25 protein-coding genes are annotated in these 25,249 nt (G+C 50.3%); 13 read left to right on the top strand and 12 right to left on the bottom strand.

Features of this window, described 5'->3' with window-relative positions:
* The first annotated feature begins 91 nt into the window (after positions 1–91).
* Together TH63_RS18605 and TH63_RS18610 are read left to right on the top strand one after the other, a co-directional pair.
* Complete coding sequence (locus TH63_RS18605) at positions 92–2,473, top strand: ribonucleoside-diphosphate reductase subunit alpha (protein WP_048922279.1); 2,382 nt, start codon at positions 92–94, stop codon at positions 2,471–2,473.
* Between the two features lie 70 nt (positions 2,474–2,543).
* Positions 2,544–4,046, top strand: coding sequence for a P-loop NTPase fold protein (locus TH63_RS18610; protein WP_048922280.1), 1,503 nt, complete (start codon positions 2,544–2,546; stop codon positions 4,044–4,046).
* A 248-nt stretch (positions 4,047–4,294) separates the two neighbouring features.
* Here the strand turns inward: TH63_RS18610 and TH63_RS18615 are convergent, their stop codons facing one another.
* Together TH63_RS18615 and TH63_RS18620 are read right to left on the bottom strand one after the other, a co-directional pair.
* A complete protein-coding gene (locus TH63_RS18615; RefSeq protein ID WP_048922281.1) occupies positions 4,295–5,164 on the bottom strand; it encodes a hypothetical protein in 870 nt (289 codons plus the stop codon).
* A gap of 93 nt (positions 5,165–5,257) precedes the next feature.
* Positions 5,258–5,665, bottom strand: a complete 408-nt coding sequence (locus tag TH63_RS18620) for an STAS/SEC14 domain-containing protein (protein ID WP_048922282.1) — start codon at positions 5,663–5,665, stop codon at positions 5,258–5,260.
* Positions 5,666–5,842: 177 nt separating this feature from the next.
* On the opposite strand from TH63_RS18620, the gene TH63_RS18625 reads away from it, so the two are divergent.
* A complete protein-coding gene (locus TH63_RS18625) occupies positions 5,843–6,295 on the top strand; it encodes a hypothetical protein (protein ID WP_048922283.1) in 453 nt (150 codons plus the stop codon).
* A 78-nt stretch (positions 6,296–6,373) separates the two neighbouring features.
* Here TH63_RS18625 and TH63_RS18630 read toward each other — a convergent pair whose 3' ends face one another.
* The gene (locus TH63_RS18630) at positions 6,374–6,790 is read right to left on the bottom strand and encodes a hypothetical protein (RefSeq protein ID WP_156180720.1); all 417 of its coding nucleotides are present in this window, start codon (positions 6,788–6,790) and stop codon (positions 6,374–6,376) included.
* Positions 6,791–7,070: 280 nt separating this feature from the next.
* On the opposite strand from TH63_RS18630, the gene TH63_RS18635 reads away from it, so the two are divergent.
* The 6 genes from TH63_RS18635 (at position 7,071) to TH63_RS18660 (ending at position 10,986) form a co-directional block, all read left to right on the top strand.
* On the top strand, positions 7,071–7,502 hold the full coding sequence (locus TH63_RS18635; protein WP_048922285.1) for a hypothetical protein: 432 nt from the start codon (positions 7,071–7,073) through the stop codon (positions 7,500–7,502).
* A gap of 19 nt (positions 7,503–7,521) precedes the next feature.
* A complete protein-coding gene (locus tag TH63_RS18640) occupies positions 7,522–8,166 on the top strand; it encodes a hypothetical protein (protein ID WP_048922286.1) in 645 nt (214 codons plus the stop codon).
* Positions 8,133–8,921 (top strand): sensor histidine kinase, encoded by a 789-nt coding sequence (locus TH63_RS18645; RefSeq protein ID WP_048922287.1) that lies wholly within the window; start codon positions 8,133–8,135, stop codon positions 8,919–8,921. The genes TH63_RS18640 and TH63_RS18645 overlap by 34 nt, the downstream gene beginning before the upstream one ends.
* 21 nt (positions 8,922–8,942) lie before the next feature.
* Positions 8,943–9,584: a response regulator transcription factor gene (locus tag TH63_RS18650; protein ID WP_048922288.1), complete on the top strand. Its 642-nt coding sequence runs from the start codon at positions 8,943–8,945 to the stop codon at positions 9,582–9,584.
* A 285-nt stretch (positions 9,585–9,869) separates the two neighbouring features.
* Positions 9,870–10,253 carry an Hsp20/alpha crystallin family protein gene (locus TH63_RS18655; protein WP_156180722.1) on the top strand — a complete coding sequence of 128 codons (384 nt, stop codon included), beginning with the start codon at positions 9,870–9,872 and terminating at the stop codon, positions 10,251–10,253.
* 181 nt (positions 10,254–10,434) lie between these two features.
* Positions 10,435–10,986 carry an Hsp20/alpha crystallin family protein gene (locus TH63_RS18660; protein WP_076606543.1) on the top strand — a complete coding sequence of 184 codons (552 nt, stop codon included), beginning with the start codon at positions 10,435–10,437 and terminating at the stop codon, positions 10,984–10,986.
* A 93-nt stretch (positions 10,987–11,079) separates the two neighbouring features.
* On the opposite strand, the gene TH63_RS18665 is transcribed toward TH63_RS18660, so the two are convergent.
* A complete protein-coding gene (locus tag TH63_RS18665; RefSeq protein WP_048922290.1) occupies positions 11,080–11,325 on the bottom strand; it encodes a hypothetical protein in 246 nt (81 codons plus the stop codon).
* Positions 11,326–11,484: 159 nt separating this feature from the next.
* Between TH63_RS18665 and TH63_RS18670 the strand changes: the two genes are divergently transcribed.
* Positions 11,485–12,255: a hypothetical protein gene (locus TH63_RS18670; RefSeq protein ID WP_048922291.1), complete on the top strand. Its 771-nt coding sequence runs from the start codon at positions 11,485–11,487 to the stop codon at positions 12,253–12,255.
* 87 nt (positions 12,256–12,342) lie between these two features.
* On the opposite strand, the gene TH63_RS18675 is transcribed toward TH63_RS18670, so the two are convergent.
* Complete coding sequence (locus tag TH63_RS18675) at positions 12,343–12,657, bottom strand: SH3 domain-containing protein (protein WP_156180726.1); 315 nt, start codon at positions 12,655–12,657, stop codon at positions 12,343–12,345.
* Between the two features lie 762 nt (positions 12,658–13,419).
* On the opposite strand from TH63_RS18675, the gene TH63_RS18680 reads away from it, so the two are divergent.
* The 3 genes from TH63_RS18680 to TH63_RS18690 all read left to right on the top strand — a co-directional run bounded on the left by TH63_RS18680 (position 13,420) and on the right by TH63_RS18690 (position 15,053).
* Positions 13,420–13,854, top strand: coding sequence for a GNAT family N-acetyltransferase (locus TH63_RS18680; protein ID WP_048922971.1), 435 nt, complete (start codon positions 13,420–13,422; stop codon positions 13,852–13,854).
* A gap of 97 nt (positions 13,855–13,951) precedes the next feature.
* Positions 13,952–14,647, top strand: coding sequence for an alpha/beta fold hydrolase (locus TH63_RS18685; protein WP_048922293.1), 696 nt, complete (start codon positions 13,952–13,954; stop codon positions 14,645–14,647).
* Positions 14,640–15,053 carry a septal ring lytic transglycosylase RlpA family protein gene (locus TH63_RS18690; protein WP_048922294.1) on the top strand — a complete coding sequence of 138 codons (414 nt, stop codon included), beginning with the start codon at positions 14,640–14,642 and terminating at the stop codon, positions 15,051–15,053. The genes TH63_RS18685 and TH63_RS18690 overlap by 8 nt, the downstream gene beginning before the upstream one ends.
* 27 nt (positions 15,054–15,080) lie before the next feature.
* On the opposite strand, the gene TH63_RS18695 is transcribed toward TH63_RS18690, so the two are convergent.
* The 7 genes from TH63_RS18695 to TH63_RS18725 form a co-directional block, all read right to left on the bottom strand.
* Positions 15,081–16,010 (bottom strand): 1-phosphofructokinase family hexose kinase, encoded by a 930-nt coding sequence (locus TH63_RS18695; protein ID WP_048922295.1) that lies wholly within the window; start codon positions 16,008–16,010, stop codon positions 15,081–15,083.
* 164 nt (positions 16,011–16,174) lie between these two features.
* Entirely contained in the window at positions 16,175–18,271 is a 2,097-nt protein-coding gene (locus tag TH63_RS18700) for a M13 family metallopeptidase (protein ID WP_082161793.1), read from the bottom strand.
* Positions 18,272–18,512: 241 nt separating this feature from the next.
* Positions 18,513–19,667 carry an N-acetylglucosamine-6-phosphate deacetylase gene (nagA, locus tag TH63_RS18705; RefSeq protein WP_048922296.1) on the bottom strand — a complete coding sequence of 385 codons (1,155 nt, stop codon included), beginning with the start codon at positions 19,665–19,667 and terminating at the stop codon, positions 18,513–18,515.
* A gap of 225 nt (positions 19,668–19,892) precedes the next feature.
* Positions 19,893–21,074, bottom strand: a complete 1,182-nt coding sequence (locus tag TH63_RS18710) for a hypothetical protein (RefSeq protein WP_156180728.1) — start codon at positions 21,072–21,074, stop codon at positions 19,893–19,895.
* 111 nt (positions 21,075–21,185) lie between these two features.
* Positions 21,186–21,518, bottom strand: coding sequence for a hypothetical protein (locus TH63_RS18715; protein WP_048922298.1), 333 nt, complete (start codon positions 21,516–21,518; stop codon positions 21,186–21,188).
* Positions 21,519–21,520: 2 nt separating this feature from the next.
* Positions 21,521–23,932 (bottom strand): penicillin acylase family protein, encoded by a 2,412-nt coding sequence (locus TH63_RS18720; RefSeq protein ID WP_048922299.1) that lies wholly within the window; start codon positions 23,930–23,932, stop codon positions 21,521–21,523.
* A gap of 762 nt (positions 23,933–24,694) precedes the next feature.
* Positions 24,695–25,177, bottom strand: coding sequence for a hypothetical protein (locus tag TH63_RS18725; protein ID WP_156180730.1), 483 nt, complete (start codon positions 25,175–25,177; stop codon positions 24,695–24,697).
* Between the last annotated feature and the right edge of the window lie 72 nt (positions 25,178–25,249).

Consider the following 25,249-nt stretch of genomic DNA (forward strand, 5'->3'; position numbering starts at 1 on the left):
TAGATAAAAAAATACCGCCTGTTCCCTGGCAGGTGGTAAGTAAGCTATTCCGGATGGTCCCCGCCATCCTTCACCTATATAGTGTAAGCGTATGTTAGTTGTAAAGAGAGACGGCCGCCGCGAGTCGGTCAAGTTTGATAAGATCACGGCCCGCATTGAGAAATTGTGCTACGGCCTGAACATGTCGTTTGTGAGCCCTATTGAGGTTGCCAAAAAGGTGATTGACGGTATCTATGATGGGGTGACCACCGTGGAGTTGGACAACCTGGCGGCAGAGACCGCCGCGTCTATGACCACCAAGCACCCAGATTACGCTATTCTGGCGGCGCGCATTGCCATCTCCAGCCTGCACAAGGTGACGCAGAAGTCGTTCTTCAACACCATGAAGCAGCTCTACACCTATGTAGACCCTAAGACTGGTGAGAACGCTTCTTTGATTGCCAAGGATGTTTTTGACATCATCAAGAAAAACGCGGCCGTGCTGGACTCCAGCATTATCTATGACCGTGACTACAACTATGACTACTTCGGGTATAAGACCCTGGAGCGCTCGTACCTGTTGCGCGTGAATGGCAAAGCTGTGGAGCGTCCGCAGCACATGTTAATGCGTGTGGCCGTGGGTATTCACAAAGAAGACATTGAGTCTGCCATTGAGACCTACAACCTCATGTCTGAGAAGTGGTTCACGCATGCTACGCCAACCCTTTTCAACGCCGGTACGCCCAAGCCGCAGCTGTCTAGCTGCTTCCTGCTCACCATGAAAGAGGACAGCATTCCGGGTATCTATGACACCCTGAAGAACTGTGCTTTAATCTCGCAGAGCGCGGGAGGTATTGGTCTGGCAGCTCACAACATCCGGGCCACCGGGTCTTATATCAAAGGCACCAACGGTACGTCTAACGGTCTGGTACCTATGCTCAAGGTATTCAATGACACGGCCCGTTACGTAGACCAGGGCGGTGGAAAGCGTAAAGGCGCCTTCGCGATTTACCTGGAGCCGTGGCACGCCGATATCTTTGATTTCCTGGATTTGCGCAAGAACCATGGCAAGGAAGAAATGCGGACCCGTGACTTGTTCCTGGCCCTTTGGACGCCTGACTTGTTCATGAAGCGCGTAGAAGCCAACGGCGACTGGAGCCTTATGTGCCCGAACGAGTGCCCAGGCCTGTCTGACACCTGGGGCAAGGACTTTGAGCGCCTGTATGAGAAATACGAGAAGGAAGGCAAAGCCCGCAAAACCATCAAAGCGCAGGAATTGTGGTTCGCTATCTTAGAATCTCAGACCGAGACCGGAACGCCGTACATGCTGTTCAAGGACCACGCTAATGGCAAGTCTAACCAGCAGAACCTGGGTACCATCAAGAGCTCTAACCTTTGCACCGAGATCATTGAGTACACCGATGCGGATGAGATTGCCGTGTGTAACCTGGCGTCTCTGGCCCTTCCGCGCTACATCAAGGAAGAAAAAGGCGTTAAGACCTTTGACCATGACAAGCTGTACGAGGTAACCTATACCGTGACCAAGAACCTGAACAAGGTGATTGACATCAACTATTACCCGGTTCCCGAAGCCAAGAAGTCCAACATGCGCCATCGCCCCATCGGGTTAGGCGTGCAGGGTCTGGCAGATGCGTTCCTGCAACTGCGTATGCCGTTTGAGAGCGAAGAAGCCAGCCGTCTGAACAAAGAGATTTTTGAGACCATTTACTTTGCGGCCATGACGGCTTCTAAGGATCTGGCCAAGATCAACGGACCTTATGAGACCTTTGAGGGTTCGCCAATCAGCCGCGGTATCTTCCAGTTTGACATGTGGGGCGTAACGCCAGATAGCGGTCGCTGGGATTGGGAAGCGCTGCGCCAGGAAGTAGTAGAGCACGGCGTACGCAACTCACTGTTAGTGGCCCCAATGCCTACCGCTTCAACCTCGCAGATTCTGGGGAACAACGAAGGCTTTGAGCCTTACACCTCTAACATCTACGTGCGCCGCGTGTTGAGCGGTGAGTTCATGATTGTGAACAAGCACCTGTTGAATGACTTGATCGCGTTGGGTCTGTGGAATGACTCCATGAAGAACGCTATCATTTCGGCGAACGGATCTGTGCAGAACATCTCCAATATTCCGCAGAACATCAAAGACCTGTACAAGACGGTGTGGGAAATCAGTCAGCGGACCATCATTGACATGTCTGCCGACCGCGGCGCCTATATCTGCCAGAGCCAGAGCCTGAACCTGCACGTGTCTAACGTTAACTTCGGGAAACTGACCTCTATGCACTTCCACAGCTGGAAGCGCGGCCTGAAAACTGGTATGTACTACCTACGCACCAAAGCCGCCGCAGACGCCATCAAGTTCACCGTTGAGAAACAAGCCGCCGAAACGTTAGCGCCCATGTATAACGCAGTTGAGCAAAACCAAAGCGACATGGCCTGCAGCCTGGACAACCCAGATGCGTGTGAGGCGTGTGGTAGCTAAGTAGCTAGTTTAAATTAGATAAAGAAAAAGACGGCCACTAATTATAGTGGCCGTCTTAATTTAATAACATATGGAATTAGAAATACCTATTGCTAAACAAGCAGACGTTTTTAAGCAGCATTTAGATGATGAAAGAAATGAACGGGTAATTTTCTCGGGAATTTTTGGAATTGGAAAAAGCTACTTCTTAAATAAGTACTTTGAAGAGCGAAAAGGCGAATATATTACAATCAGCCTAAAGCCAATTAATTATTCAATATCAAACAATGATGACATATTCCGTCTTATCAAATATGACATTTTATATGAATTAATCTTTATACAAAATTTAGAGCTCATAGTTGAATCAGCATCCAGAAGCGTAGCTTATGGATATGCATTAAGTGAAAAGTTGCCAAGCTTGATAGAATCATTTCTGCCTATTCTTCCTTTATTAAATAAAGAAACACCTGATGTTACCCCACTACTAAGCTTTATCAATAAACTAATTCCTTCTTTTAAAGATATTGAGGAAACTAGAAAAGATACAAACCTTAATCAAAAATTACTTGATTTTGTAAAAGAAGTCGAGCAGACGCGAGTAATTGAATCAGACTATATAACTACTTTTATAGAAACTGCTCTTAATTCTTTGGCTTCTAATAATGAAGAACATAAGAAATTAAAAGTCTTGGTGATTGATGATTTAGATAGAATTGATCCTGAACATATCTTTAGACTATTCAATATTTTTAGTGCTCACCTCGATTATCAAAATACAACAAGTAATAAGTTTGGATTCGACAAAGTTGTATTTGTTTGCCATATACAAAATATCAGAAATATTTTTGCGGCTAAATATGGTCTGAATGTTGATTTCAGCGGCTACATTGATAAATTCTTTAGCACAGAGATATTTTATTTTGATAATAACGAAGAAGTCGCAACTGCAACAGGGAAAATCATTGAAAGTATTGACTTTGGTGATTTCAAATGGTTCTTTGAAAAACACTTGCTTAATACAAGAGAATTAGGCGTTTTAAACTTTCTTGTGCATGAATGTATAAATAGCGGCTCCTTAAGTATAAGAAGGATAAAGTCAATATATGGAGCAAGATTCAGATTCAAAGAACGTAACTTGCCAATTCCAAGCTCGGATTCTATTCAGAATTGGCACATTCCAGCAATTATTTCATTAGAGGTTTTAGCCTGGATTGTTAGTGATATGGATTCATTAGACAAGGCTTTCCAAAAGTTAATTCGTTTTGGTAAAAGTAGAGAACAAGGTTTCTCAAACGATTTGGTAACTAAGGAAAGAATAGCTGGATATTTTATTCCTTTTCTAGGCCATAGAGAACATAAGTTTAATGTTACTAAAAATGGAGAAAACTACATTTTGTACAAATTAAGCTTGCCGAGTGGGAAAATAATTGAATATGAACTCTTAAAATATGGCGATAGAAGAGACCAGTTTTTTGGAAGTATTAAATCTTTTAATGGCGAAAGGAACACTAATCCCAACTCCTACATATACGAAGTTATCTACGAAGCATTTAAAATGTTAACAGACACTGACTATGTCAGAACAAATTAATATTTTCCACCCTTGTTGGTGTTCTCACCAACAAGCACTATTCCGGTCCAACCGCGAAATCTCCTTTCAAGCCATTAAGCATTCATCGACAGCAGTCACAACTTCAGTAAGCTCAACTAACTAGAGTCTTGTTGGTGAGAACACCAACAAGGGCGGGCGCTACTGCTGGCTTCCTGATATCACATAATATGCTGCTTCCGTTTTAAGCCCAAAATCCGAAAAACAGGCCGAAAGCCTCCTCCTGCTAATTACCCCACGGCCCCCGCAAGAGCAAGGAGTAATATAAGAACCGCTGGTACCAAACTTAAGAGCAAACCAAGCTTAGCAGCTTTTCTATCTTTTTCATACACAGTGGAATCTGGGCTAGCCTTGATCTTAGAAAGGGCTCGGGCGCTAAGAACAATTCCCGCCAAGGCAGTTAGAAGATAGACAACTATTAACGCAGTTCCTCCAGATTGAACGGTAACAAGGCCAATCAAACCCAAAACCAACGACACGAAACCAAGGAAAATGCCTAAGGTAACAAGCGTATGAATGCCCTTGGTATTAGGTGTCTTCTCCTCCTTTGGTGCCATCTTTTGCGGCGAAACCTTTTTGCTCTGGGTGACTGAGGACACTGGGATGTCAAAGGATTGCATTGCTAATGGCCGGACAGCTTCTTCTTTGAGCCTGGGCTGAGAAGAGACTAAAGGCAAAGCAGGTGTGGCAGTAGAGGCCAGCAGTGGGTAGCTTTCTGGCACGGCAACCGGCGTAGTTACCATTGCTGCAGGTTGTGCGGCTGTTACTGAATCTAACAGTGGCGTTGGAGGCTCTTGCTGAATCTTGGAAGAAGTGGCAAAAGAATAAAATGGCTTTTGCGTGGAGCAGGCAGAAAGAAGAAGTAAAATGGCTAAAATAGAAACCAGAGGAAGCCAACGGGAGGGCATTGATTGTAGAATCATGTCAGCTAAAGTAGCTAAAAGCACTTGTTTCTCAACTAGGACTATCTCTTGACCCTTGTTGGTGTTCTCATTAACAAGGGCCTTGGTTGCACGTTGCTGGCTTTCTGCATTACCCCCAATCAGCTGCTTACGTTTTAAGCCTAAAATCCAGTAAACGGGCCCGAAACGGCTTTTCACTGGAAGCCTCTAGTCAACAAGCCTTAAAAACAAAAGAGGAAGCCGCTACGGCTTCCTCTTCCTATATATTTCTCTTTAGATGCTCTTTGCGGGCTATTCAACAGGCTGTAATACCCAGGCCAAGGCTTCGTCGCGGCTTTCAAATTCTTTGAGTGCCATGTCTCCTAACCCGTAGGCTCGTTTTAAAAGCTGTTCTACCGCCATTTTATTGAAGATGTCTTCAGAGACCACGGTGGCGTTTCTCCTGATGGAGCTGCCCTGGAGCGCAGGGAAGGCTACCTCGTAAAACCATTCCTGGTCGGCTTGCCTGATGGCTTTCATTTTGCGGTTATCTGCCAGCCAGCGCACCGGCTGGTGTTCCTGTAGCATGCGTATGGCCATGGTAATAGCCTCTCTAAACTCATTGCTGCTTAGAAAGCCCCTGGTCTCAATAATGCCTAACTGATACTGGTCATCATAGGTGAGCGTGACCACTTCATTCTCAAAATAGGTAAGCGCCATGCGGAAACAGGGTTGTAGTACTCAAAAATACAGGTTTTGCTCAATGTAGGGAGAAACTTGTTAGAGATAACCCATAAAACATGCTTTTGTTCTGGGCAAGTAGTAGGTTTTAAGCCTAATACCCCCAAAAAAGGTGAATTATTTTCCATATTTGCAGAAATACACATTGCCTCTCCCATGAATGTAAGCCGTCTTCTGGGGCTGCTTCTTTGCGCCTCTTTCTTTGCCAGCTGCGAGCAAGATGAACCCACAGACTACCTCCAGATCCAATGGAGATTCTATTCCTCCAGAGTACTGGTGCTGGGCAACCAGGCCGCCTGTAACTACCAGGTAAAACCGGCAGACATGGACTTTGAACCTTCGGCCTCCTGCCAGGATGATGATGTCTATGACTTCAGTAACGGGAAGGACCTGGTCATCTATAACGGCGCCAAGCAATGCACCAGCACAGAGCCCGCTACCGTCACCAAAGCGTATGAGCGGCGCGGCGATAAACTGACCATAGGCGGCCAGGAATACACCATTGTGCGGCTTACCAAAGATACCCTTACGGTGAGCTACTGTGCGCCTTTGGCCTCAGCCACCGGCTACACCCAAGGCAAGGTAGGCATGAAACTGGTGAGAAAATAAAAGAGGGTAGTACTGCCTGGCCCTTGGTTGAAACGGCATAAAGCAGAAAGGAAGAGCGCGGTGCCGGCGCAGAAAAAGCTAAAAATCTTGCAGCAGCCATTGCAGTGCCGCGTCTTCATAATGGAAGTCTTGTAAAGCCAGGTGATGGAGGCCTTCGGCCCGTTCAATCATATGTTCTACGGCGGCAACCTGAGCCTGGTCCTGAGACACCAGCGTGGCCATGCGCCGCAGCGGGCTGGCAATGATGAGGGGTAGCTGAGTCTCAATAATCCACTGTTCGTCTTCTGGGGAGAAGGCTTTCATCTGGCGGTTGTCGCCTAGCCACCGGGTAAGGCTATAGGTATCTACCACATGGTTACAAAGCAAAACGCCTTCACGCAGGTCAGTGCTGCTCAGGTGGCCTTTCCACATAGCCGTGCCAAATTGCCGCTCCTGATCAAACCTGATCACAAGGTTAGGGCTCTTAAAGTACACCTGGGGTAACACAAGTTGCATGGTCAATTCTTTCTGTTTCTAAATCTAAATATTTGTTCAAAGTAAAGCAAGAATGAGGGTGCCTGCGGCGAAGGAAGGACGCGTGACAAATTCGGGCAAAGGGTGGAGAGAAAGTCAGCCCAGCTTTATCGCTACTTATAGGGAGGCCAGCGCCTGATCATCGCCTTTTATCATCAATTATTACAAGAATAGGCGGCAGGTATTGTTTTGCTGGAAACCTTCGTGCAACTTTAGGTTTACCCAATCCTACCTATCCTAAACCCAATTAACTTTTAATCCAATGGCAGAAAACACCAATGACGCCTCTTTAGAAGGCTCCATAGGGCGTAAGATTGACAAAGTTGAGTTCCTGGAATTGACCCGGGCCTACAGAGACCAGCGGCTTAACCTTATTTCACGGTACGGTAACAATACAAATGACAGCCGCTCCTGCCTCTACTCCAGAGATATTCTGGAAAGCATCTTAGGCTCTGGCTGCTCTGGCGTGCGGGCGTATTACGGCGTCCGGACTGAACCCACAGATAGCCAGCAATATACTACCCTGGTGCTGGTAGGGATAAAGAAAAACGCCTCTACCGGTATAGAAGAGGTGGTAAAGATTTTCAACGGGCTAGAGGAAGAAGAGGTACTTTACGAGTGGGGTTCCCTCTGCCCACCAGATGACGGGTGTAGCTCTAACCCGCTCTTAATAGAAATAGACTCAGACCTATAACCTACTTTTACCAAGATTAATGGAAGTTATTTTAAAGTATGCCTACCTAAGTACGGTGGCTTTGCTGATTGTGTATTCCCTTATCAATTTCAGGAAAATAAAAGAAGGCGGCGGCGGGTACCTGGTACTGGCGCTGGTGCTTAGCTTGCTGGTAGACCTTATAGGCAATTCCGCCAGAAAGAATTTCAACTTTATCTGGGGCTATAACGTCTTTACCATTCTTATTTTCCCTATTTATTTTGCTTTGTTAAAACCAAGGCTGCCAGAGCGTATAAGACCTTTCATTACCTATTTGATAGTGGGCTTTCTGGTGTTTGGTACGGCTAACTTCCTGTTTTTTCAAGGCATGCGTAGCTTTAACAATTACACCCTCTTGCTGGGGGCCTTTCTGTTAATTCTGCTAAGCCTTCTGTATTTTAAGAGCAGGTTTGATAACCCCCATGAAAACCTGCTGCAAAGCTGGACCTTCTGGGTGGCCACAGGCATGCTCCTGTATTTTACAGGCACCTTGTTTTATTTTGGGTTTATACCACGCTTCTCAGCTCTGGATAGGCAGTGGCGTATCTATTTTTATGGTATGCTGCAGGTCATGAATATTGTGATGTATATAATGTTTGGGATAGCCTTAGTATGCTTAAATCGCCGTCAGACATTATCCCAATAATCTTAATTGGTACCGCTATTCTGCTGGTGCTGGCGCTCTTCATTGTATCTTTTCTGTTTACCTACCAGAAAAAGCAAATGCTGTATCTGCGCGAGAAAGAGCAGTTGCGGGTCAATTATGAAAAGGCCATCTCAGAATCGCAGCTTGAGGTTCAGGAGGAAACCCTCAAGTACGTTGGGCGCGAGCTGCATGATAACATTGGGCAGATCTTGTCGTTAATTAAAATGAACCTGCATGACCCCGCTAACCCAGACCGGGTAACCGTGGCCAAAGACCTGATTGGCGGTGCCATACAAGATGTGCGGTCGCTGTCTAAGAACCTGAACAATGACTGGGCAGATGACATCGGCTTGCCGCAGTTGATTATGCTGGAATTGGAGAAAATACAAAGGGGCGGCTTAATCCAGACCGAACTGTTTTATGACGGCTTTCCGTGCCCCCTTGACAGCAAAAAGAAGCTGATTGTGTTCAGGGTATTTCAGGAGAGCCTCAATAACATCTTAAAACACGCCCGGGCTACCGAGATAACGGTGCAGTTGCATGAAAAAGAGCCGGCAGAATCTTTTTATTTAGAGATAGCAGACAACGGAGTTGGTTTTGACCTGCAGAACGCCCAACTTGGGTCAGGTTTAACCAACATTCGTAAGCGGATGGAGGCGATACAGGGGCAGGTAGCAGTGAAGTCAAGGGTAGGAAGCGGCACCCGCACGGAGATTGAGCTTTCTTACCACTCAGCCACCGCCAGTGCCAATTAACAGAATTACCACAGAAATACCATGATTGAAGTTGTAATTGCGGATGATCACAAGCTCTTTGCACAGGGTTTGGCAACTGTCCTCAACAGCGACCCAGCGTTGCAGGTGAACGGTATTTTCACAGATGGGAAGTCCATGATAGACTACCTGCAGCAGAATGCTGCCCAGGTGGCCCTCATTGACCTGAACATGCCTTTCTTCAATGGCGAGAGTACCCTTAAGCGCCTCAATGAGCTAGGCATCAAGCTCCATAAGATAGTAGTGACCATGTACGCAGATGAGGCGTTGGTCAAGACCTGCCTTGCCCTGGGCATTGACGCGTACCTACTCAAAGACACCGAGCCAAACGTAGTCATAGAAACCATAAAGGCGGTGGTGGCCGGCACGTACGTGATGGAGAAGGAGTTAGGCACCAGCCACAACAACGCCACGGCAGACCTTTTCAAAGACGATTTCATTAACTCGCATAAGCTCTCTAAGCGGGAGATGGAGATTGTGCAATTGGTGGTAAAAGGGCTTACCAGCGCTGAAATAGCCGAAACCCTCTTCCTCTCCACCTTCACGGTAGAAACTCACCGGCGCAACATCCACCAGAAGCTCAAAGTGAAAAACACGGCTGAGCTGGTGAAAATTGCCATGGAGCAGGACATGAGCCAGATATAAACGGCACCTGTTTTCGTCTTGTACCCATGAGAAGAAATTATCCTCTCATGGTGAAAACCCGTTTTAGGGCCGTTTCCTGAAAAGTAGGCCCAAAACAGAACCTGCCTTCCGCCCGCTTTCCCTTTCTCCTTCAAAAACGTCTTTTCTTTCTTTCTGCCAATTTGCCGGTTTGGTCTAAAAGCGGCTTGTCATTTTGTCTGTAAGTGGCCTGAAAAAGCCCATTAAAGGCCTTGGTACGCCCTTTGCATATTCCTCCCTGGAAACAGAGAAAGGAAAGTGAAGATCATGAAACTGATAAAAGATAAGAAGTTCTTACAGAACATAGCGCAATATATAGACCTTACCAATACGGTAGGGGGCGGGGTGGTGCAGCCGCAGGTTAAAATGACCAAGCGTAAAAGAGAAGCCATTCTGCAGGTGTTGTTACCCGGCATCTCTCTGGAACAATGCCAGGTGATGCTGGATAAAAACCAGCTTACCGTAATGGCCTTACACCAGAGCGAGCAGCAGCAGGCCTTGCAGATACCTTTGTTTAACCAGGGTTTTCTGCTGCCCCCCTTCACAGACTTCGGTCAGGTGCGGGTGGAATATATAGGCCAGGAACTGCGGGTACACATACCGTATTTGCCTAAAGGGCCGCGCTTTCTGGAGATTGAACAACCAGAGTAATGTCTCGTTTAAAAATTAACAGTGCCAGCCGGGCGCTGTAGGTACTTATGTAAAGAGTGGTTTAACGCTCTTTTTGGAAAAACAGGCTTAAAACGGCCCTCGTGCTTGTAGGTTAATTTGATGGTAAAAGCAGCGCCGCAGGCGCTGCCCAGTGTTTTAACCCATTAAAAAAGGAGAAATTATGGCTATTCAACGTTATGGTAGCGGTTTTGAAGACATGATGCCGCAATCCTTTAGCACCATGCTAGACAAATTCTTTAATGAGTCTGTGAACAGCAGAGAACGGTTGAACAAGTTTAACCCGCAGGTAGACACCTGTGAAACCGAGAACGGGTATGAGATTGACGTGTCTTTGCCCGGCCTGAAAAAAGAAGACATCTCTCTGGATTTTCAGCAAGGGCGCCTTACCATTTCAGGCGAGCGCCAGTTCAGCAACGAGAAGAAAGAGAAGCGCTACCACATGATTGAGAGTCAGTACGGGGCCTTCAGCCGGTCCTTCCTGCTGCCAGACACAGTGAACGCTGAGAAAATTGAAGCTGTTTTTGAAGACGGAATCCTGCACGTGACCGTTCCTAAAGACGAGCGTAAAACCACGCGTCACCGCATTGAGGTGCGCAGCGGCGCCGGCCAGGCCCGGCAACTAGATAAAAACGTTGGCCAAAAGGGCGGCAGCCTGGAGGAGTCAAAGTTGCAGGGCAATGGCAAAGAGAAAGCAAAAGCCAGCCATAAATAACCTGCTCTTTCCCTTAGAGGAGACCATAAGCGTCAAAAACAAGAACGCCCCTGTTTACAGGGGCGTTCTTGTTTTATAGAATTTTAAAAGAGGTTAACCTTGCATGCCACTGCTCAGGGCCGCACCGCCCTCTCCTTTGTCGTTTCCGGTTCCGTCTGACACGCTGCCGGGGTTAGGAGACACTTTGGTGGTTTGGCCAGGGGAAGCGGGTTGTTGCGGGGTACCGCCAGAGATACGGGTAGTGGTGCCTTCCTGGGCGGCACCGGCTTTACTTGCTCTCACGTAATAGATCGTTATAAACAAAGCGATTATCAGCAGGATAGTCAGGGCAATAAACATAGTCAAATCAGTTAAGGTGAAACATGGGGGTATTCCCTTTTACTCTTTCCTGATGTTTTGGGTTAACTTTGGGGTAGGGCCGCGATTTGCGGCCTAAAAGCAGATCAATGTTTTTTTTTATATTTTCAATAGCTTTCCGGTTTTTAACGTTTTGTAAGCATGATGAAAAAACTTTTCCTTTTGGTGTTGTTGGCGTGGGCCGGGGTAAGCCAGGCCCAGGACGTGTCTTCTGGTACACCTTACTTTGTGGAGCTGCAAAACGGCCAGCGCGTGTATGCCCGCCGGCTCCAGTTCAAAAGCCCCCTCTTCAAGCAAAACTATTTTCTCCTGGATGATTCCCTGCGGTACAGCCCCGAAATGATCAAGTACTACCAGAGCCAGGACGGCTTTTTTGCCCGGGTAGATGCCGGCCGCCGGTTCAGTGATTTTGCCCAGCGCGAACAGGCCGGCAAGGTGTCTACTTACTTTGTCTACCGTACAGATTACAACTCCTACGGCCCGGGCATTGGCGTAGGCATGGGCGGTGTAGGAATGGGGGGCTATGGCTACGGCGGCTACCCTACCCAGCGCCGGGTGTATTATTTCTCCAAAGAGAACGGTCCGCTGCAACCGCTTACCTACAAGAACCTGCGGCCTGCCCTGGCAGATAACCCAGGCAGCCTGGAAAGCCTGCAAGACTACAAACGCGGGCAGAACATACAGACTGGTATCTACATTGCCGGGGCTGGCGTACTGGTAGCCGGGCTGCAACAACAGTTCAGGGGTGGCTCCACTTCTGGCTCCAACTTCTCTACCCTTACGTTGGTAGGCGCAGGCATCATGCTTATTCCCCAGCTCATTAAGCTGGTGAAAAAGGACAAACTTTCTGAAGCCATAGACCTGTATAATTATACCCCCCGGGAGGCCGCTCCCAAAGTAGAAGAAGAATAGCCTTAACAGGAAGATTGATTAAACGCAAAGCGCCCGCTCTATAAGGAGCGGGCGCTTTGCGTTTAACGCTAAAACGGTGCACAGAAGTTAAAGTCTGGCGCTTTTGGTACCGTCTTGTGAAAGTTTAGCGGCAGTCACCTTCTTGCCTTTTTTCGCTTTCAGGTAAGAGGTGAGCACATAGCCTCCTTCGCCGTCAATCTGCACCAGTGTCCATTGACGATTTTGCTCGCGCATCACAATAATTTCGTCTTCGGGGTTCAGTAGGCGCATTACCTCTCCTTTTGGGTCTGGCTGGCGGTACATTTTAACTTTGTCTGCATTAACCCGGCTGGTTGGTCCTTGGGCCATTACGGCCATTACTTGTACTAAAACTAAAGCGGCGATTAAAAATAAACGTTTCATAGTAATGTGTTTTAAATGTGAAAAAAGGAATGGTTTTTTGTTAAAAAATTGAGTTCGTAAATCACCTTTATTAAAAAAAGGACATAGGTGTCAGGGGTAGAAATTCTACCAGTTTGTTTTGGCATTTAAGCCTTATGAAATAGCTCTATTAGTTTTTATTAGATGCTGTTCTCTTAAATAGATGCAGATTTAAAAAGATGGTTGCTTGGGGTTTGAAAAAAATATTTTAGTGTTCCTTTCCTTATGTTCTTACAGTTATGTCTGAGGGCGCGTTTTGCCTTGGTGCTTGTTTCGATACTTCCCTTACCCTTTTGCAAGGCCTGTGCCAAATGGTTAAGTAATTGATAATCAATACTATTTAAAATTAGAACTGACCACCTATGAACACTTTATGTTTAAAAGTGAACAGTTTTTCATCCAAGTAGTATAACCCTTCTCCTTGCTCTCTGATATTTCTCTTTTCATGGGCCAGGTTTTATAGTAGGTCTTGGGTTATTACTGGCATCTTATACCGGTTATATGCTGTAACAAGAAATTTTATGCAGTTTTTATGCCGCTATTATTTCTTTGTATTGGTCTTATTAATCTTGCCTTCCGGAGTAAATATAAAAGGCTTTTATGGGAGTAAATAGGCATGAAATGTTAATTAACGCATGTTTAACATAGGTGCGTTAGAATTGTCTTTTTAGTAACGTTTCCTTAATAGTTGGCTTTGAAGCCGGGGCAGTCTTACTATTTTTGCAGAGTATTGAGAACACCACCATGGCGCAAGACCTAGAGATAAGAGAAATAACGTCGTTGGCCGAGATGCTGACTTGCTTCCCCTTGATTCAATTCCTTAACCCAAATATGGAGTACCCCCGCTATGAAAGCCTGCTCCGACTGATGCTGCCTAATAACTATAGAATGGTAGGCGCCTTTCAGGGAACCACCTGCGTAGCGCTTTCTGGCTACTGGATTGGCGCCAAGCTTTACAGCGGCAGATACCTGGAGGTAGACAATTTTGTGGTAGACGAGCAGTACCGGTCACAGCGGGTAGGAAAGCAGTTACTGGACTGGCTTACCCAAGAGGCCGAACAAAACCAATGTGAGATGATGATGCTGGATGCCTACGTGGTGAACAACGCCGCCCATAAATTTTACCTGCGGGAAGGGTTTGTGATCAAAGGCTTCCACTTTCTCAAGCGGCTAGCATAGAAAGCAATCCACGCTTTTCTGTTTTAGGGCTGTTTTTAGAAAATAAGGCTTAAAACGCAACGTTAGGCAAATAACGCTACCACCCTTACCCAACCACATGCCACCACTGCTTTTGCTACATGGGGCGCTGGGCGCCAAAGACCAGTTTGAACCGCTGCTTCCGCTGCTCCCGCCCTCTTTGCCGGTATTCCGGCTAAACTTGGCGGGCCATGGCGGGGAGCCTTTCCCGGAGGAAGGTCCTTTCTCTATTGAAACGTTTGTGGACCAATTGCTGGCCTGGCTGGAAGCGCAAGACCTTGGGCCAGTTTGGGTGTTTGGCTATAGCATGGGCGGCTACGTAGCACTGGAAGCAGCCCGGCGAGAACCGGCGCGGTTTGCAGGTATCTTTACATTAGCCACCAAATTTACCTGGACCCCAGAAACAGCCCTGCACGAGATGGCCAAACTTCAGCCGGAAGTGATTGCCGCCAAAGTACCTGCCTTTGCCCAAGCCCTGCAACAGCGCCACGCCCCCCAGGATTGGACCCAGGTAGTAAAGCAGACCGCTGCTCTAATGCTGGAACTGGGCCAGAAACCTTTGCTTTCTCCTGAGACATTTAGCCAGATTACGGTGCCGGTACGTATTGCCGTAGGAGACAGAGACCAGATGGTAACTGTAGAGGAATCACTGGCTGCTTACCGCCAGTTGCCCCAGGCGCAGTTTCAGGTCTTGCCTGCCACCAAACACCCGCTAGAACAGCTTGACTGGCCTTTGCTGGCAAGCGCCCTGCGTCATTTTTTCAACTATGCGTAAAACTTTCCCCCTTTTCAGAATTCCCCTGTATTGTCTTCTGGCAGCACTGGCGTTTTTCACCACCAATTGTACCTCCAGCGCCCCGGCCTTTGGCGATCGCGGGTATAAAGAAACGGGCAAGGCCTCTTATTACTCAGATAAGCTCAAGGGAAATAAGATGGCCAACGGTGACCGGTACCAACCGGGCAAGCTCACCGCCGCCCACAAGAAACTACCCTTCGGGACTAAGGTGAAGGTGACTAACCCCAGCAACGGAAAATCTGTGAAAGTGAAAATCACCGACCGCGGCCCATTCACCCCGGGCCGCATCATAGACCTCTCCAAATCGGCGGCCAAAAGGATTGACCTGGAAAAAGCCGGAGTGGCCCCCGTACAAATGAAAGTGCTTAAGAAAGGAGCAAAGTAGCCGCTAGAAAGAAGTAGGGTTGATGCCTTAATGCGATTTCAGCCAGTGGTAAATTTCTTCCACGTCTGCTTTGCGGCACAGTTCTGAGCCAGGCGTCATAGTAGTAGCGGTACCAGTGGCCACGCCATATTTGATCACATCTGAGAGCGGCCAGCCTTCGGTCAATTTCAGGACCATGCCACCTACCATGCTGTCACCGGCACCTACCGCGCTTTCCATCTTCACCGTAGGCGGGGTCACGTACTCAAACCCGTTCTCCGTAGCTAACATGGCACCTCTGGGCCCCAGGGAGACCACCAGCACTTCACTTTTGCCTTCTTTGATCACCTGGCGGGCTAGTTCTTCCTGCTCTTTGGCGTTAATGGTCTCTTTGCCGGCCAGCGCCGCCAGTTCATTTAGGTTGGGCTTAAGCATATAAATTCCGGCCCCGGCGGCCTTCAGTAAAGCCTCTCCCGAGGTGTCTACCACCAGCTTAAAGCCTTTCTTCACTGCCAGGGCGGCAATCTGGGCGTAGAAATCGCCGGGCATGCCCGGCGAGATGCTGCCGCTGGCCACCACAAACTCCGGGGTCTCCTCCAGTTCTTCCAGCGCCCGCAGTACCTGCCGCCATTCTGGTTCAGCTAAGGCCGGGCCGGGCATACCAAAGCGGTACTGCTCCCCGGTAGCCACCTCAAACACCATCAGGTTCTCGCGGGTCCAGTTCTGGCACTTGAATTCACGGTAGCTCACTCCTTCGGCTTTCAACAGCTGCCCAATGCGCTCGCCGGCAGGCCCGCCCGACAGGTACCAGGCACACGACTCGCCGCCCAGCTTCTTGATGGCCCGTGACACGTTGATGCCGCCGCCGCCCGGTTCATAGGTAGGTTCTTCGCAGCGTAGTTTTTTCTCTGGGGCCAGCTTCTGGATTCGGGTGCTTTTGTCCAGGGCCGGGTTGATGGTAATGGTGATGATCTTCATGGCGAAAGCTTTGGGCTTGGTGACGGTATTACCTTACGTGCTTAGGCTGTTTTAGGCCTGTTTTCTGAAAAACGGGCCCAAAACGCCATGGCTGTTTCTAAAAGAGAAGAGCCTGTCTAAAACAATAGACAGGCTCTTCTCTTTACCTTAAATGCTTTGGCAGACTACCAGATCTTCACTCTCTTCTCAGGGGCCAGATACAGGGAGTCGGTTGGTTTTACGTTGAAGGCGGTGTAGAACTCAGGCACGTTGCGTACCACGCCGTTTACCCTAAACTTAGCCGGTGAGTGCGGGTCTGTGGACACCTGGTTGCGCAGGGCCTCCTCGCGGGCTTTGCTCAGCCAGGCTTGTCCCCAGCCAATGAATACGCGCTGCGTGCCTGTAAAGCCATCCAGCACCGGGGCTGGCTTGCCGTTCAGGCTGTTGTTGTAGGCTTTTAGCGCGATGCTCAAGCCACCCAGGTCTCCAATGTTCTCACCTAAGGTAAAGGCACCGTTCACGTTCAGGTCATCAAACACTTTAAACTCATTGTACTGGGCTACCAGTGCATTAGTACGTTTCTTGAATTCCTGCTGGTCTTTTTCGGTCCACCAGTTGCGCATCACGCCGTTGCCGTCAAAGGTGCTTCCCTGGTCGTCAAAACCATGGCCAATCTCGTGGCCAATCACGGCGCCAATACCACCGTAGTTCACGGCATCTTCGGCGTCCATGTCAAAGTAAGGAGGCTGCAGAATGGCGGCCGGGAACACAATCTCGTTCAATGGTGGGTTGTAGTAGGCGTTCACGGTTTGCGGGGTCATGCCCCACTCAGAGCGGTCTACGGGTTTGCCCAGTTTGTTCACGTTGCGCTGGTACTCAAAGGCCGTGGCGCGTTTCATGTTGCCGTACAGGTCATTCTTGGCAATCTGCAGCGCCGAGTAATCACGCCATTTGTCTGGGTAGCCAATCTTAGGAGTGAATTTGTTCAGCTTGTCCAGGGCCTGCTTCTTGGTGTCCTCGGTCATCCAGTCCAGTTCCTTAATGCTGCTGGCATAGGCTTTGATCAGATTATCTACCAGCACCTGCATGCGTTCTTTGGCCTGTGGCGGGAAGTGTTGCTTCACGTAGACTTTGCCTACAATCTCGCCCAGGTTGCCGTTCACTACGCCTACCGCGCGGCGCCACTGCGGCTGCTGCTTCTGCTGGCCAGACAGGGTTTTGTTGTAGAACTCAAAGTTCTGCTGGTCTAGGGAAGTGGTCAGGATAGTGGCCGAATTATTTACCAGGGCCCACTGCAAATAGGTTTTCCATGTATTGATGGGAGTGGTTTTGATGATGTCGTTGACGGCTTTCATGTATGCCACCTGGGTCACCACCAGGCTGTCTTGCCCGTTGATTCCTGCTTCCTGCAGATAGCCGGTCAGGTCAAAATCTGGCATTAAGGTGTTCACCTTCTTAATGGCGTATTTGTTGTACAGCGCCGCAATGTTGCGGGTGTCTTCCTTCTTCATGTGCTTGGCTGCCATCTTGGTCTCCAGCGCCATGATCTGGCTGGCTTTCTCCTTACCCTTGGCGATGCCCGCCAGCGTGAGCATCTTACTGATGTGGTCTACGTACTTGGCCCTGATCTCTTTGGACTTGGCATCTTCCTTAAAGTAATACTCGCGCTCCGGTAAGCCCAGTCCGCCCTGCCAGGTCAAAAGCATGTATTGCGTAGGTTTCTTGAAGTCTTCAGTCACGCCAATGCTGAACGGAGAGGTGATGCCGTATTTGTTGGCGTAGGCAAAGTAACGGGCCAGGTCTTTGTGGTTTTTGATAGCCTCAATCTTCTGCATCTCCGCCTGCAAAGGCTTCAGTCCAATAGAGTCCCGCACCTTAGTGTTGAGGTATGCCCCATACAGATCGCCTATCTTCTGCTCATCAGAACCTTGGGCGAATTTGCCTGCCGACGAGGCCTCAATAATGGCTTTTACATTTTCCTGTGCTTTGTCATTAAGGATATGCATGGCCCCATAGGAGGACTTATCGGCGGGAATCTCGGTTTTGTTCACCCAGCCGCCGTTCACGTAGGCCGTGAAGTTGTACCCGGGATTAACGGTAGGGTCCATATTGGCCTTCAGGATACCTGAGCGCAGAGTTGTCTCTTCCTGTGGAACGGTGGCTACTGCCACCTCAGCCGCAGGTTTCTGCTCGGTGGTCATAGACTTACTACAGCCAACGGCCAACAGCGCGCCCGTGGCCAGCAAGGCAATTTCTGAAAATTTACTAGTTCGTTTTATCATAGGTGTGTGGTTGAGAAGTAGCGACCGATTCAAGGGCTATCTTTCAGGAAATGCTTACCCAGGAAATCGGACCAGGCTTAAAGCATTAGTCGGTTTAGATGTTAAAGTATTACAAATAATCAAGAAAGCCATACTTGGTAGCCTGACCCTGGAATTGGCAGGCATGGTTTCAGGCCATTAAACTGAGGGATTGCTGGAAAGTAGTTTAGCGCTATTTTTTGAAAAACAGACTTAAACGGATTTATTGCTTTTTCTGAAGAGTCACCGCCTCCCCGTCTACCCACACCTGCTGCAACTCAAGTTCCTGATTCAGCACCAGCAGATTCGCCACGGCGCCCGGCACCAACTGCCCAATGCGGTCTTCCATGTTCAAGACCTGGGCGGGGTACAAGGTAGCCATGCGCAAAGCCTCATCCAGCTCTAGGCCTACCATTTTCACGGTGTTCTGCACCGCCTGTAACATAGTGAGGGCAGAACCGGCCAGGCGGCCGTCTTCGGTCTCGCAGCGGCCATTGCGGTAGTAGGCTTTAAAATTGCCGAAGTCGGTGAAGGGAATGTCTGAGCCCACGCAGGCGGCGCAGTCTGAGACCAGGTGCAGTTTCTGGCCCAGCATCTTTTTGGCCAGCCGTACGGCGTAGGGGTGGCAGTGCTCTCCGTCTACAATAATACTGGTCCAGGCTTGGCCATAGTCCAGGGTAGCGGCTGCCAGCCCGGGTTGCTTGGTATCTATACCCGACATGGCGTTGTAGAGATGGGTAACGGACGTGATGCCCTGCTGGAAGAACTGCAGAGCCTGGTCAAAGGTAGCCATGCTGTGTCCCGCTGAAAGCACGATGCCCGTCTGGGCCAGCCGCTGTAAAATGCTTTCCTCCACGCATTCGGGGGCCAGGGTCAGGTATTTGATCACGTCATATCCGGCTTCCAGCAGCACGTCCAGCTCCTCATGGGTAGCGGTCCTGATGCAGGCCGTGTCATGGGCGCCAGGCTTTTCCGGGCTGAAAAACGGTCCTTCCAGGTGCATGCCTAGATACGTGTTGGGGTCTTCCTGCATGGCTTGCCGCACGGCGGCAATGGTCTCCAGGATCCGGTCCTGAAACGCTGAGATAACGGTGGGCAGAAAGCTGGTGGTGCCAAATTGCAGGTGCGCGTCTTTGATGGTGTTAAGGCTCTCCTGGGTAGGGTATTGGGTGAAATACACGCCGCCGCCGCCGTTCACCTGCAAGTCTACAAAGCCGGGGCAGATAATACCGCCCTGGGCGTCCAATACAGTCGCGTCTTCGGGAATCTCATCGGCTTGGACCAGATCCAGAATTTTACCGTCTTCAAAAAGGACCGCGTAGCCTTGAGCGGTGGTATAGCCAGAGTAAATGGTGCCGTTGGTAAGAGCGAAGCGCATAACAAGAAATTTGTTTCAGGGCTAATTTCAGGAAAAGGGGCCAGAAACCGGAAAGTAATTTTCCGTTTCTGGCCCCTTTTCCGCAAAACGCAGGTAAAACACCATCTTTCTTGGCCGGCCAGGCACTAAGGATGATGGAGGAAATGAAAAACGAGCTTAAAGCCCTTCCAGTGTTTTAAGCCCATTTTCCGGAAAACAGGCTTAAAATGGCACTTGGCTAGTCTCTTACTTCACCTGTACAGAAAAGGATTGCTCCTGCCCGGTGGTGCCCCGCAGAATCACCTTATAAGCGCCTTTGGGCAAGGCCAGGGCCGGAATATTCTGCGCGTTACTAATTTCCACTACATCCATAGGGACGGCGTTGCCGGGTTCGGTTTGCTTGTAGGCTAGAGCCAGACTTGGGTAACCCACGGTAATCTGTTTGCCGGTAAGTTTATACGGTTTTCTGCCTTCTATCCACAGCCAGGCGGGGCGTCCGTTGGTTAGTCTGGTTTTAGGGTGCACCACCACGGCGTCTACCTGGCGGTTTCCGTTGGCGCCGGTGAAGGGCTGCTTATTCTCTTTCTTCAGGTACACAGCAGGGAAAAGCGCAGTAGAGAGCTGTAGGAAGGGCTCATCATAGCGGGACGCACTGGTAGGCGTGAGGCTTTCCTGGTCTACCGTGAACGGGTCCAGGCCGGTAAATTCTTTCAGACGACCGGCCATGGCTTTCTCCCAGGCTTGCGAGGGGCCTTCGTTCACGTGGTCAAACCCGCAGTGGACAAGTATTTTGGCTTTGGGATCTTTTTGGAGCACTTGCTGTATGTTTCGGGCCTGGCCTATTTCCCGCTCCTTGCCGTTGCCTTGGGCGTCATAGCCAAATACGGTGTAGCCTAGCCTCAGCGCCTCCCGTATCAAATTCCCGAACTGTGGTTCTTTGGTATAGTAGCCACTTTCCTGGATGGGGTACTTGCGCTGGTTAATCAGGCTATCGGTTTGGTCCAGGGCTTCCAGGCCCAGGTAACGGTACCCTTGCTTGTACAGATCTGCGAGCAGGCTTTGGGTGAAGGCCCTGTGCTGGGGATTGTGGTGCGCCTCATTAATGATGAACAACTTGTGCTTTTTGGCTTGCTCCAACAGATAAGCTTTCGCGAGCACAGGGGTGTACAAAGCAAGCAAGGCATGGTCCTGCGCGGTGACTTCATGCCGCATGCTGGGATATTGGGCATGCCAGGTCTGCAATGCCTGTAAATAATGCCCTCCATACGAATAATCCCAGGCGCCTTTCTGGTATTTCCAGGGCAAGGTATCTGTCTTGATCTGCGTCTCTATCTGGCTTGCCAACCGGTAAGGATCTGGTTTGGTTTGCGCGGCTCCTGGGAGAATACCCAGCAGGAAGAACACCGGCAGGAGAAGATTTGCTTTCATCTGCAGCAGCGGAAGGATAAAAAGGCGAGGCTGTAGTTTCATCCCCTAAAAATAGAAAATCCTTTGGAATCGTTTTAAGGCGGTTTTCCGGAAAACAGGCCTAAAACGCGGCTACTCCCATAGCCGGCGAACGAGGTACCCAGACAACGCGCTGACGCCACCTACCATGGCCCCCAGGAAGGTGGTCACGGCCACAAGAATCCAGGCGGAGTTTACGGTCATCATGGTGGCTACCCGGTTACTGAGCACCCCATCGGTAGCCAGGTGCCAGAACAGCGCCCCGCCCAGCCACGTGAGCCCAATGGCCAGAAACCCCGACAGGAACGCATGGCGCCCGTACTGCGCTTTCCAGATGGCGAGCCCAAAGCAGACCAGGGCAATGCTCCACCAGGGCAGAAAGAACTGGGCCAGCAGCCCGAGCAGGAGAATGAGAAGGAAAAGCATGGCTAGTTTTTCTTTAAGGTCCAGGTGATAGAGGTGGTGGCGGGTTGGTCCTGCACTGATTTCAAAAAAAGCAGTTGGTGCAGCTTGCCAGCCTGCCAGTCATTGAGTAATTGGTCATAGAACCGGCTGCCGGGGTTGCCGCTTTGTCCGCCGGGGTATACCCCCCAGGCCTGCACCTGCGGCCCCATCTGCACCACCATGCGCCAGGACGGGCCATGGCTGCCGTTGAGGGCATTGATGGAATTGGCGCTTCCGCCGGCAAACAGCTTCTGCCCGAAGCCTGGCAGTTGGGCCATGTGTTTGATAGTGGAGTTGCGCGCGTTGCCCCATTGGCCCTTCGCGTCTTTGGTGTATAGACTGTCGGCTACGTGCTTAAAGGTGGTGTTGACCAATTGGGGAAGGGTCTCTTTTTGGGGCGTGTTCACGTTGTCATACCAGGGCGCGTTGGGTTCCTGCAAGAGCATCTGCACCAGGCGGTCGCGGGAAGGCGCCTTCTGGGTTTCCGGCGGGAATTCATCAAAGAAAATAGCCTTGGCCAGCCGTTGGGTCCATTCCTCAAACAGGTAAGGCGCGAGCTGGTTGGCCTCAAAGCGGTAGTTCCAATTAGCCAAGGCCTGGAAGGCTTTCTTCTGGGTGCCAGACAGGTTGTTTTGTTCTATGAGCCCCAGTAAAGTGGGCAGAATATTCTTAGGCACGAAGCTGTAATTGTCTGTCTGTAGCACCCTGAAACTGTCTGGGGTGACCTGGTTCATGGCCGTGAGGCGCTGGTTAATGCGGGCGCTCCGCTCATAGCCCGCAAACGTGGAGCCCAGGTAATACGGGTAATCCTTGGGGTTTACCGGCGACTGGTTAGCCGAGCTCACAAAGCCGCGCGCCGGGTTCAGGGTCATGGGCACCTGGTTCATGGGAATCCAGCCCTGCCAGTCGTGGGCGGGGTTGGTGCCGTCCAGCAGGAACTTACCCTGCCCCGGCCACTTGAGGGGGTACAGACCATTAGAGACAATGGCAATGTTGAGGGTATCGGCGTAGACGAAATTAAATGCCGGGGCCGCCCAGGTCACCAGCGCTTGCCTGAACTGTGGGTAATTGGTGGCGCGATTGATCAGGAACAGGGTTTTGAGTTCATTCTGGTTGTCATGGGCAATCCACCGCAAGGCGTGACCGGTGGGCGTGTTGCCGCTCCGGAAGGGTTTCTCATGGGGAAGGTAGGCCACCGGCCCATGGTGGGTGTAGAGTACCGTGTCCACTATGTCTTTGCCGCCTTTTACTTTTATTTTCTCCACTACCCGGCGCACGGGTTTCCATCGCTGGTTATGCCAGTACTGCTGGCGGGTGTTATCCTTGAATTTGATCTCGTACCAGTCCAGCACATCGGCGCCCACGTTGGTCATGCCCCAGGCAATGTGCTCGTTGAACCCAATGCCCACGCCCGGCGCGCCCGGTATCATCACGCCGTAGGTGTTAATGCCCGGTGCGTGCAACTGCACCGCGTGCCAGATGGAAGGCAGGGTGAGGCCCAGGTGCGGGTCTGAGGCCAGCAAGGGGTAGCCGCTGGCGGTCCGGGCCCCAGCCACGGCCCAGTTGTTGCTGCCCAGGTTTTCGGGCTTCTGCCGTTCCAGGGAGTGAAGCGCCGCCCCGGCCATAAACTCAGCGGGTGTAGGCGGAATAGGCACCGGCTTGAATTTAGGTTGGGCCCCGGCTACCATGATAGGCTCCTCCCGGAAGGGATAATTGGGGAACAGGTCTTTCATGGTCTCCGCGCCGTATTTGCGCAGGTTATTGGTCATGCGCAGGTCATCTGAGTACCCGGTCATGTCATTGGTGAGCATCTTGAGCAGCAGCGCTATCTTTAACGGCGACCAGCGCTCTGGGGCGTAATGCAGCAGTTTGTACTCAAAAGGATAGTCCTGCGGAGATAATTGGTCTATGTAAGCGTTCACCCCGGCGGTGTAGGCTTGCATGGCATTGCGGGTCTGCGGGTCGGACATCATTTTCTGGAGTGATCTCTTAGCTGAGGTCACCATGCCCATACGGCGCTGGTAGCGGTCCATCTCCAGCATTTGGTCTCCGATGAGTTCAGAGAGCCGTCCGGCGGCGGCGTGCGTCATGAACTCCATTTGCCATAGCCGGTCTCTGGCGGTGAGATAGCCCTGCGCCAAATACAGGTCATGGTCGTTCTGCGCGAAGATGTGGGGCACCCGAAGCGAGTCAAACCGCACCTGTACCGGCGCCTGCAGCCCCTCCAGTACCAGTTCCTCAGACTGAAATTCTCCCTCCCGCTCACTGTTCCGCCAGAAGCCCTCATAGGGGCTCAGAAACGGCCCCAACGCCGGAATAATGCCGTAGGTGCGGTTAAGGCCATAAACCGCCATGAGCGTAAGGGCGACAGAGACAAGGGCTTTGATCCATTTCATAGGCAGCGTGCTGGGCGTGGAAACTTCTTGAAATATAGTTGCTTCTAGAAGCAATGGCAAGGGAATTATGGTTTTGTGCGCGTTTTGCTTTCGCTGGGATTATCATGCTTATTCCGCCATTGCTCGCGTAGTGTCCTTTATAGCCTAAGTCCTTATGCTGTTTTGTTCCATGGTTTCCCTCCGAGTGCTCACGGCCGCGGGGCCCCGTCTTTCCCCCTCGCACTGCCCTTGCGGCCTAGACTTGCTTTTCACTTTTAGCTAAAGCTTTTGCAGGGCCACAAGCGAGGCTCTCGAGGTAAAGACTGGAAACAGGGGAATGCGTTAGAATGCGTAAAGGCGTTTTAGACACGTTTTGAGGAAAACAGCCTCAAAGCGCTTTACCACCTACTAAGCGCAGACTCTCCCCTTGAGGGGAGCGCAGAGGGGTGTTTACACAGGAGGGTACTTCTTTCCTCGATATAGAGGTGCTGCGGTGGGGCCGCAGGGAAGTTGGAAACTTCCGTTATAGAGGGTCCAAGTTAAAAACTTGAACCAGGGAACTTCTCGCAGGAGTGTAGGGCCAGGTCGCGACCTGACCCTACACTCCTTGTCCCCCTTTGAAGAGAGTAGGGGGATGACACACTCTGGCAGATCGATTCTATTTCCAGCCTATTTCCCGGAAAACACCCCCAAAAACACCCGCCCCGCCCTTACACCAAAACCCACAAAAAAAAGCCGGAGCAACTGCTCCGGCTTCAATCATTTGCCTGAAAAGGAAAACTCTTAGTTAGTGCCTTGGGTATTGGCTGCTTTTTTGCCTTTGCCGGCTTTCTTGGCTGGAGCTTCGCCTTGACCTTGGGCCTGAGCACCTTGTCCTTGGTTACCTCTTTCCATCTGTTGGGCCAGGGCCTGGGCGAATTTCTCTTGCTGGGCAGGAGTTAATACCGCTTTGATGTCCTCAGTGCGTTTCTGGGTAAGGGCTTTCATGGCTTCGCGGTCTGGTTTTTGGCCGGGGGTGCGAAGTTTTTCGGCTTCCTGTACAGAGGCCAGCACAATGGTTCTGATTTTAGTGGCTTGGTCAGGTGTTAACTGAAGTTGCTTTTCGTAGCGCTTTACTTGCATTTCGGCGCGCTCAGCAGGCGTGGCTCTTGGTCCACCTTGGCCACCACCCTGGGTGCCTGGGCCCTCCTGGGCAAATGCTGTCGTTCCGGCCATTAGGGCTACACATAGTGCGGCGGCTTTCGCTAGTCTTTGTAACGTTTTCATACAGTTTGGTTTAGCTTTTTAGTTTGGGGTTAGAGGACCGTTTTTTGCAAAGGTTTAATCTAAATATAAAAA

Source organism: Rufibacter radiotolerans (genome assembly GCF_001078055.1).
In the GTDB taxonomy this organism is placed as follows: Bacteria; Bacteroidota; Bacteroidia; order Cytophagales; family Hymenobacteraceae; genus Nibribacter; species Nibribacter radiotolerans.

Excerpts from the sequence above, each read along its gene's own strand:
- TH63_RS18700 (WP_082161793.1), bottom strand. The coding sequence starts at position 18,271 with ATGATAAAACGAACTAGTAAATTTTCAGAAATTGCCTTGCTGGCCACG.
- TH63_RS18715 (WP_048922298.1), bottom strand. The coding sequence starts at position 21,518 with ATGCTTTTCCTTCTCATTCTCCTGCTCGGGCTGCTGGCCCAGTTCTTT.
- TH63_RS18660 (WP_076606543.1), top strand. The coding sequence starts at position 10,435 with ATGGCTATTCAACGTTATGGTAGCGGTTTTGAAGACATGATGCCGCAA.
- TH63_RS18605 (WP_048922279.1), top strand. The coding sequence starts at position 92 with ATGTTAGTTGTAAAGAGAGACGGCCGCCGCGAGTCGGTCAAGTTTGAT.
- TH63_RS18610 (WP_048922280.1), top strand. The coding sequence starts at position 2,544 with ATGGAATTAGAAATACCTATTGCTAAACAAGCAGACGTTTTTAAGCAG.
- TH63_RS18625 (WP_048922283.1), top strand. The coding sequence starts at position 5,843 with ATGAATGTAAGCCGTCTTCTGGGGCTGCTTCTTTGCGCCTCTTTCTTT.
- TH63_RS18725 (WP_156180730.1), bottom strand. The coding sequence starts at position 25,177 with ATGAAAACGTTACAAAGACTAGCGAAAGCCGCCGCACTATGTGTAGCC.
- TH63_RS18635 (WP_048922285.1), top strand. The coding sequence starts at position 7,071 with ATGGCAGAAAACACCAATGACGCCTCTTTAGAAGGCTCCATAGGGCGT.
- TH63_RS18720 (WP_048922299.1), bottom strand. The coding sequence starts at position 23,932 with ATGAAATGGATCAAAGCCCTTGTCTCTGTCGCCCTTACGCTCATGGCG.
- TH63_RS18695 (WP_048922295.1), bottom strand. The coding sequence starts at position 16,010 with ATGAAGATCATCACCATTACCATCAACCCGGCCCTGGACAAAAGCACC.
- nagA (WP_048922296.1), bottom strand. The coding sequence starts at position 19,667 with ATGCGCTTCGCTCTTACCAACGGCACCATTTACTCTGGCTATACCACC.
- TH63_RS18710 (WP_156180728.1), bottom strand. The coding sequence starts at position 21,074 with ATGAAAGCAAATCTTCTCCTGCCGGTGTTCTTCCTGCTGGGTATTCTC.
- TH63_RS18685 (WP_048922293.1), top strand. The coding sequence starts at position 13,952 with ATGCCACCACTGCTTTTGCTACATGGGGCGCTGGGCGCCAAAGACCAG.
- TH63_RS18640 (WP_048922286.1), top strand. The coding sequence starts at position 7,522 with ATGGAAGTTATTTTAAAGTATGCCTACCTAAGTACGGTGGCTTTGCTG.
- TH63_RS18670 (WP_048922291.1), top strand. The coding sequence starts at position 11,485 with ATGATGAAAAAACTTTTCCTTTTGGTGTTGTTGGCGTGGGCCGGGGTA.
- TH63_RS18680 (WP_048922971.1), top strand. The coding sequence starts at position 13,420 with ATGGCGCAAGACCTAGAGATAAGAGAAATAACGTCGTTGGCCGAGATG.
- TH63_RS18620 (WP_048922282.1), bottom strand. The coding sequence starts at position 5,665 with ATGGCGCTTACCTATTTTGAGAATGAAGTGGTCACGCTCACCTATGAT.
- TH63_RS18690 (WP_048922294.1), top strand. The coding sequence starts at position 14,640 with ATGCGTAAAACTTTCCCCCTTTTCAGAATTCCCCTGTATTGTCTTCTG.
- TH63_RS18665 (WP_048922290.1), bottom strand. The coding sequence starts at position 11,325 with ATGTTTATTGCCCTGACTATCCTGCTGATAATCGCTTTGTTTATAACG.
- TH63_RS18675 (WP_156180726.1), bottom strand. The coding sequence starts at position 12,657 with ATGAAACGTTTATTTTTAATCGCCGCTTTAGTTTTAGTACAAGTAATG.
- TH63_RS18630 (WP_156180720.1), bottom strand. The coding sequence starts at position 6,790 with ATGCAACTTGTGTTACCCCAGGTGTACTTTAAGAGCCCTAACCTTGTG.
- TH63_RS18650 (WP_048922288.1), top strand. The coding sequence starts at position 8,943 with ATGATTGAAGTTGTAATTGCGGATGATCACAAGCTCTTTGCACAGGGT.
- TH63_RS18645 (WP_048922287.1), top strand. The coding sequence starts at position 8,133 with ATGCTTAAATCGCCGTCAGACATTATCCCAATAATCTTAATTGGTACC.
- TH63_RS18655 (WP_156180722.1), top strand. The coding sequence starts at position 9,870 with ATGAAACTGATAAAAGATAAGAAGTTCTTACAGAACATAGCGCAATAT.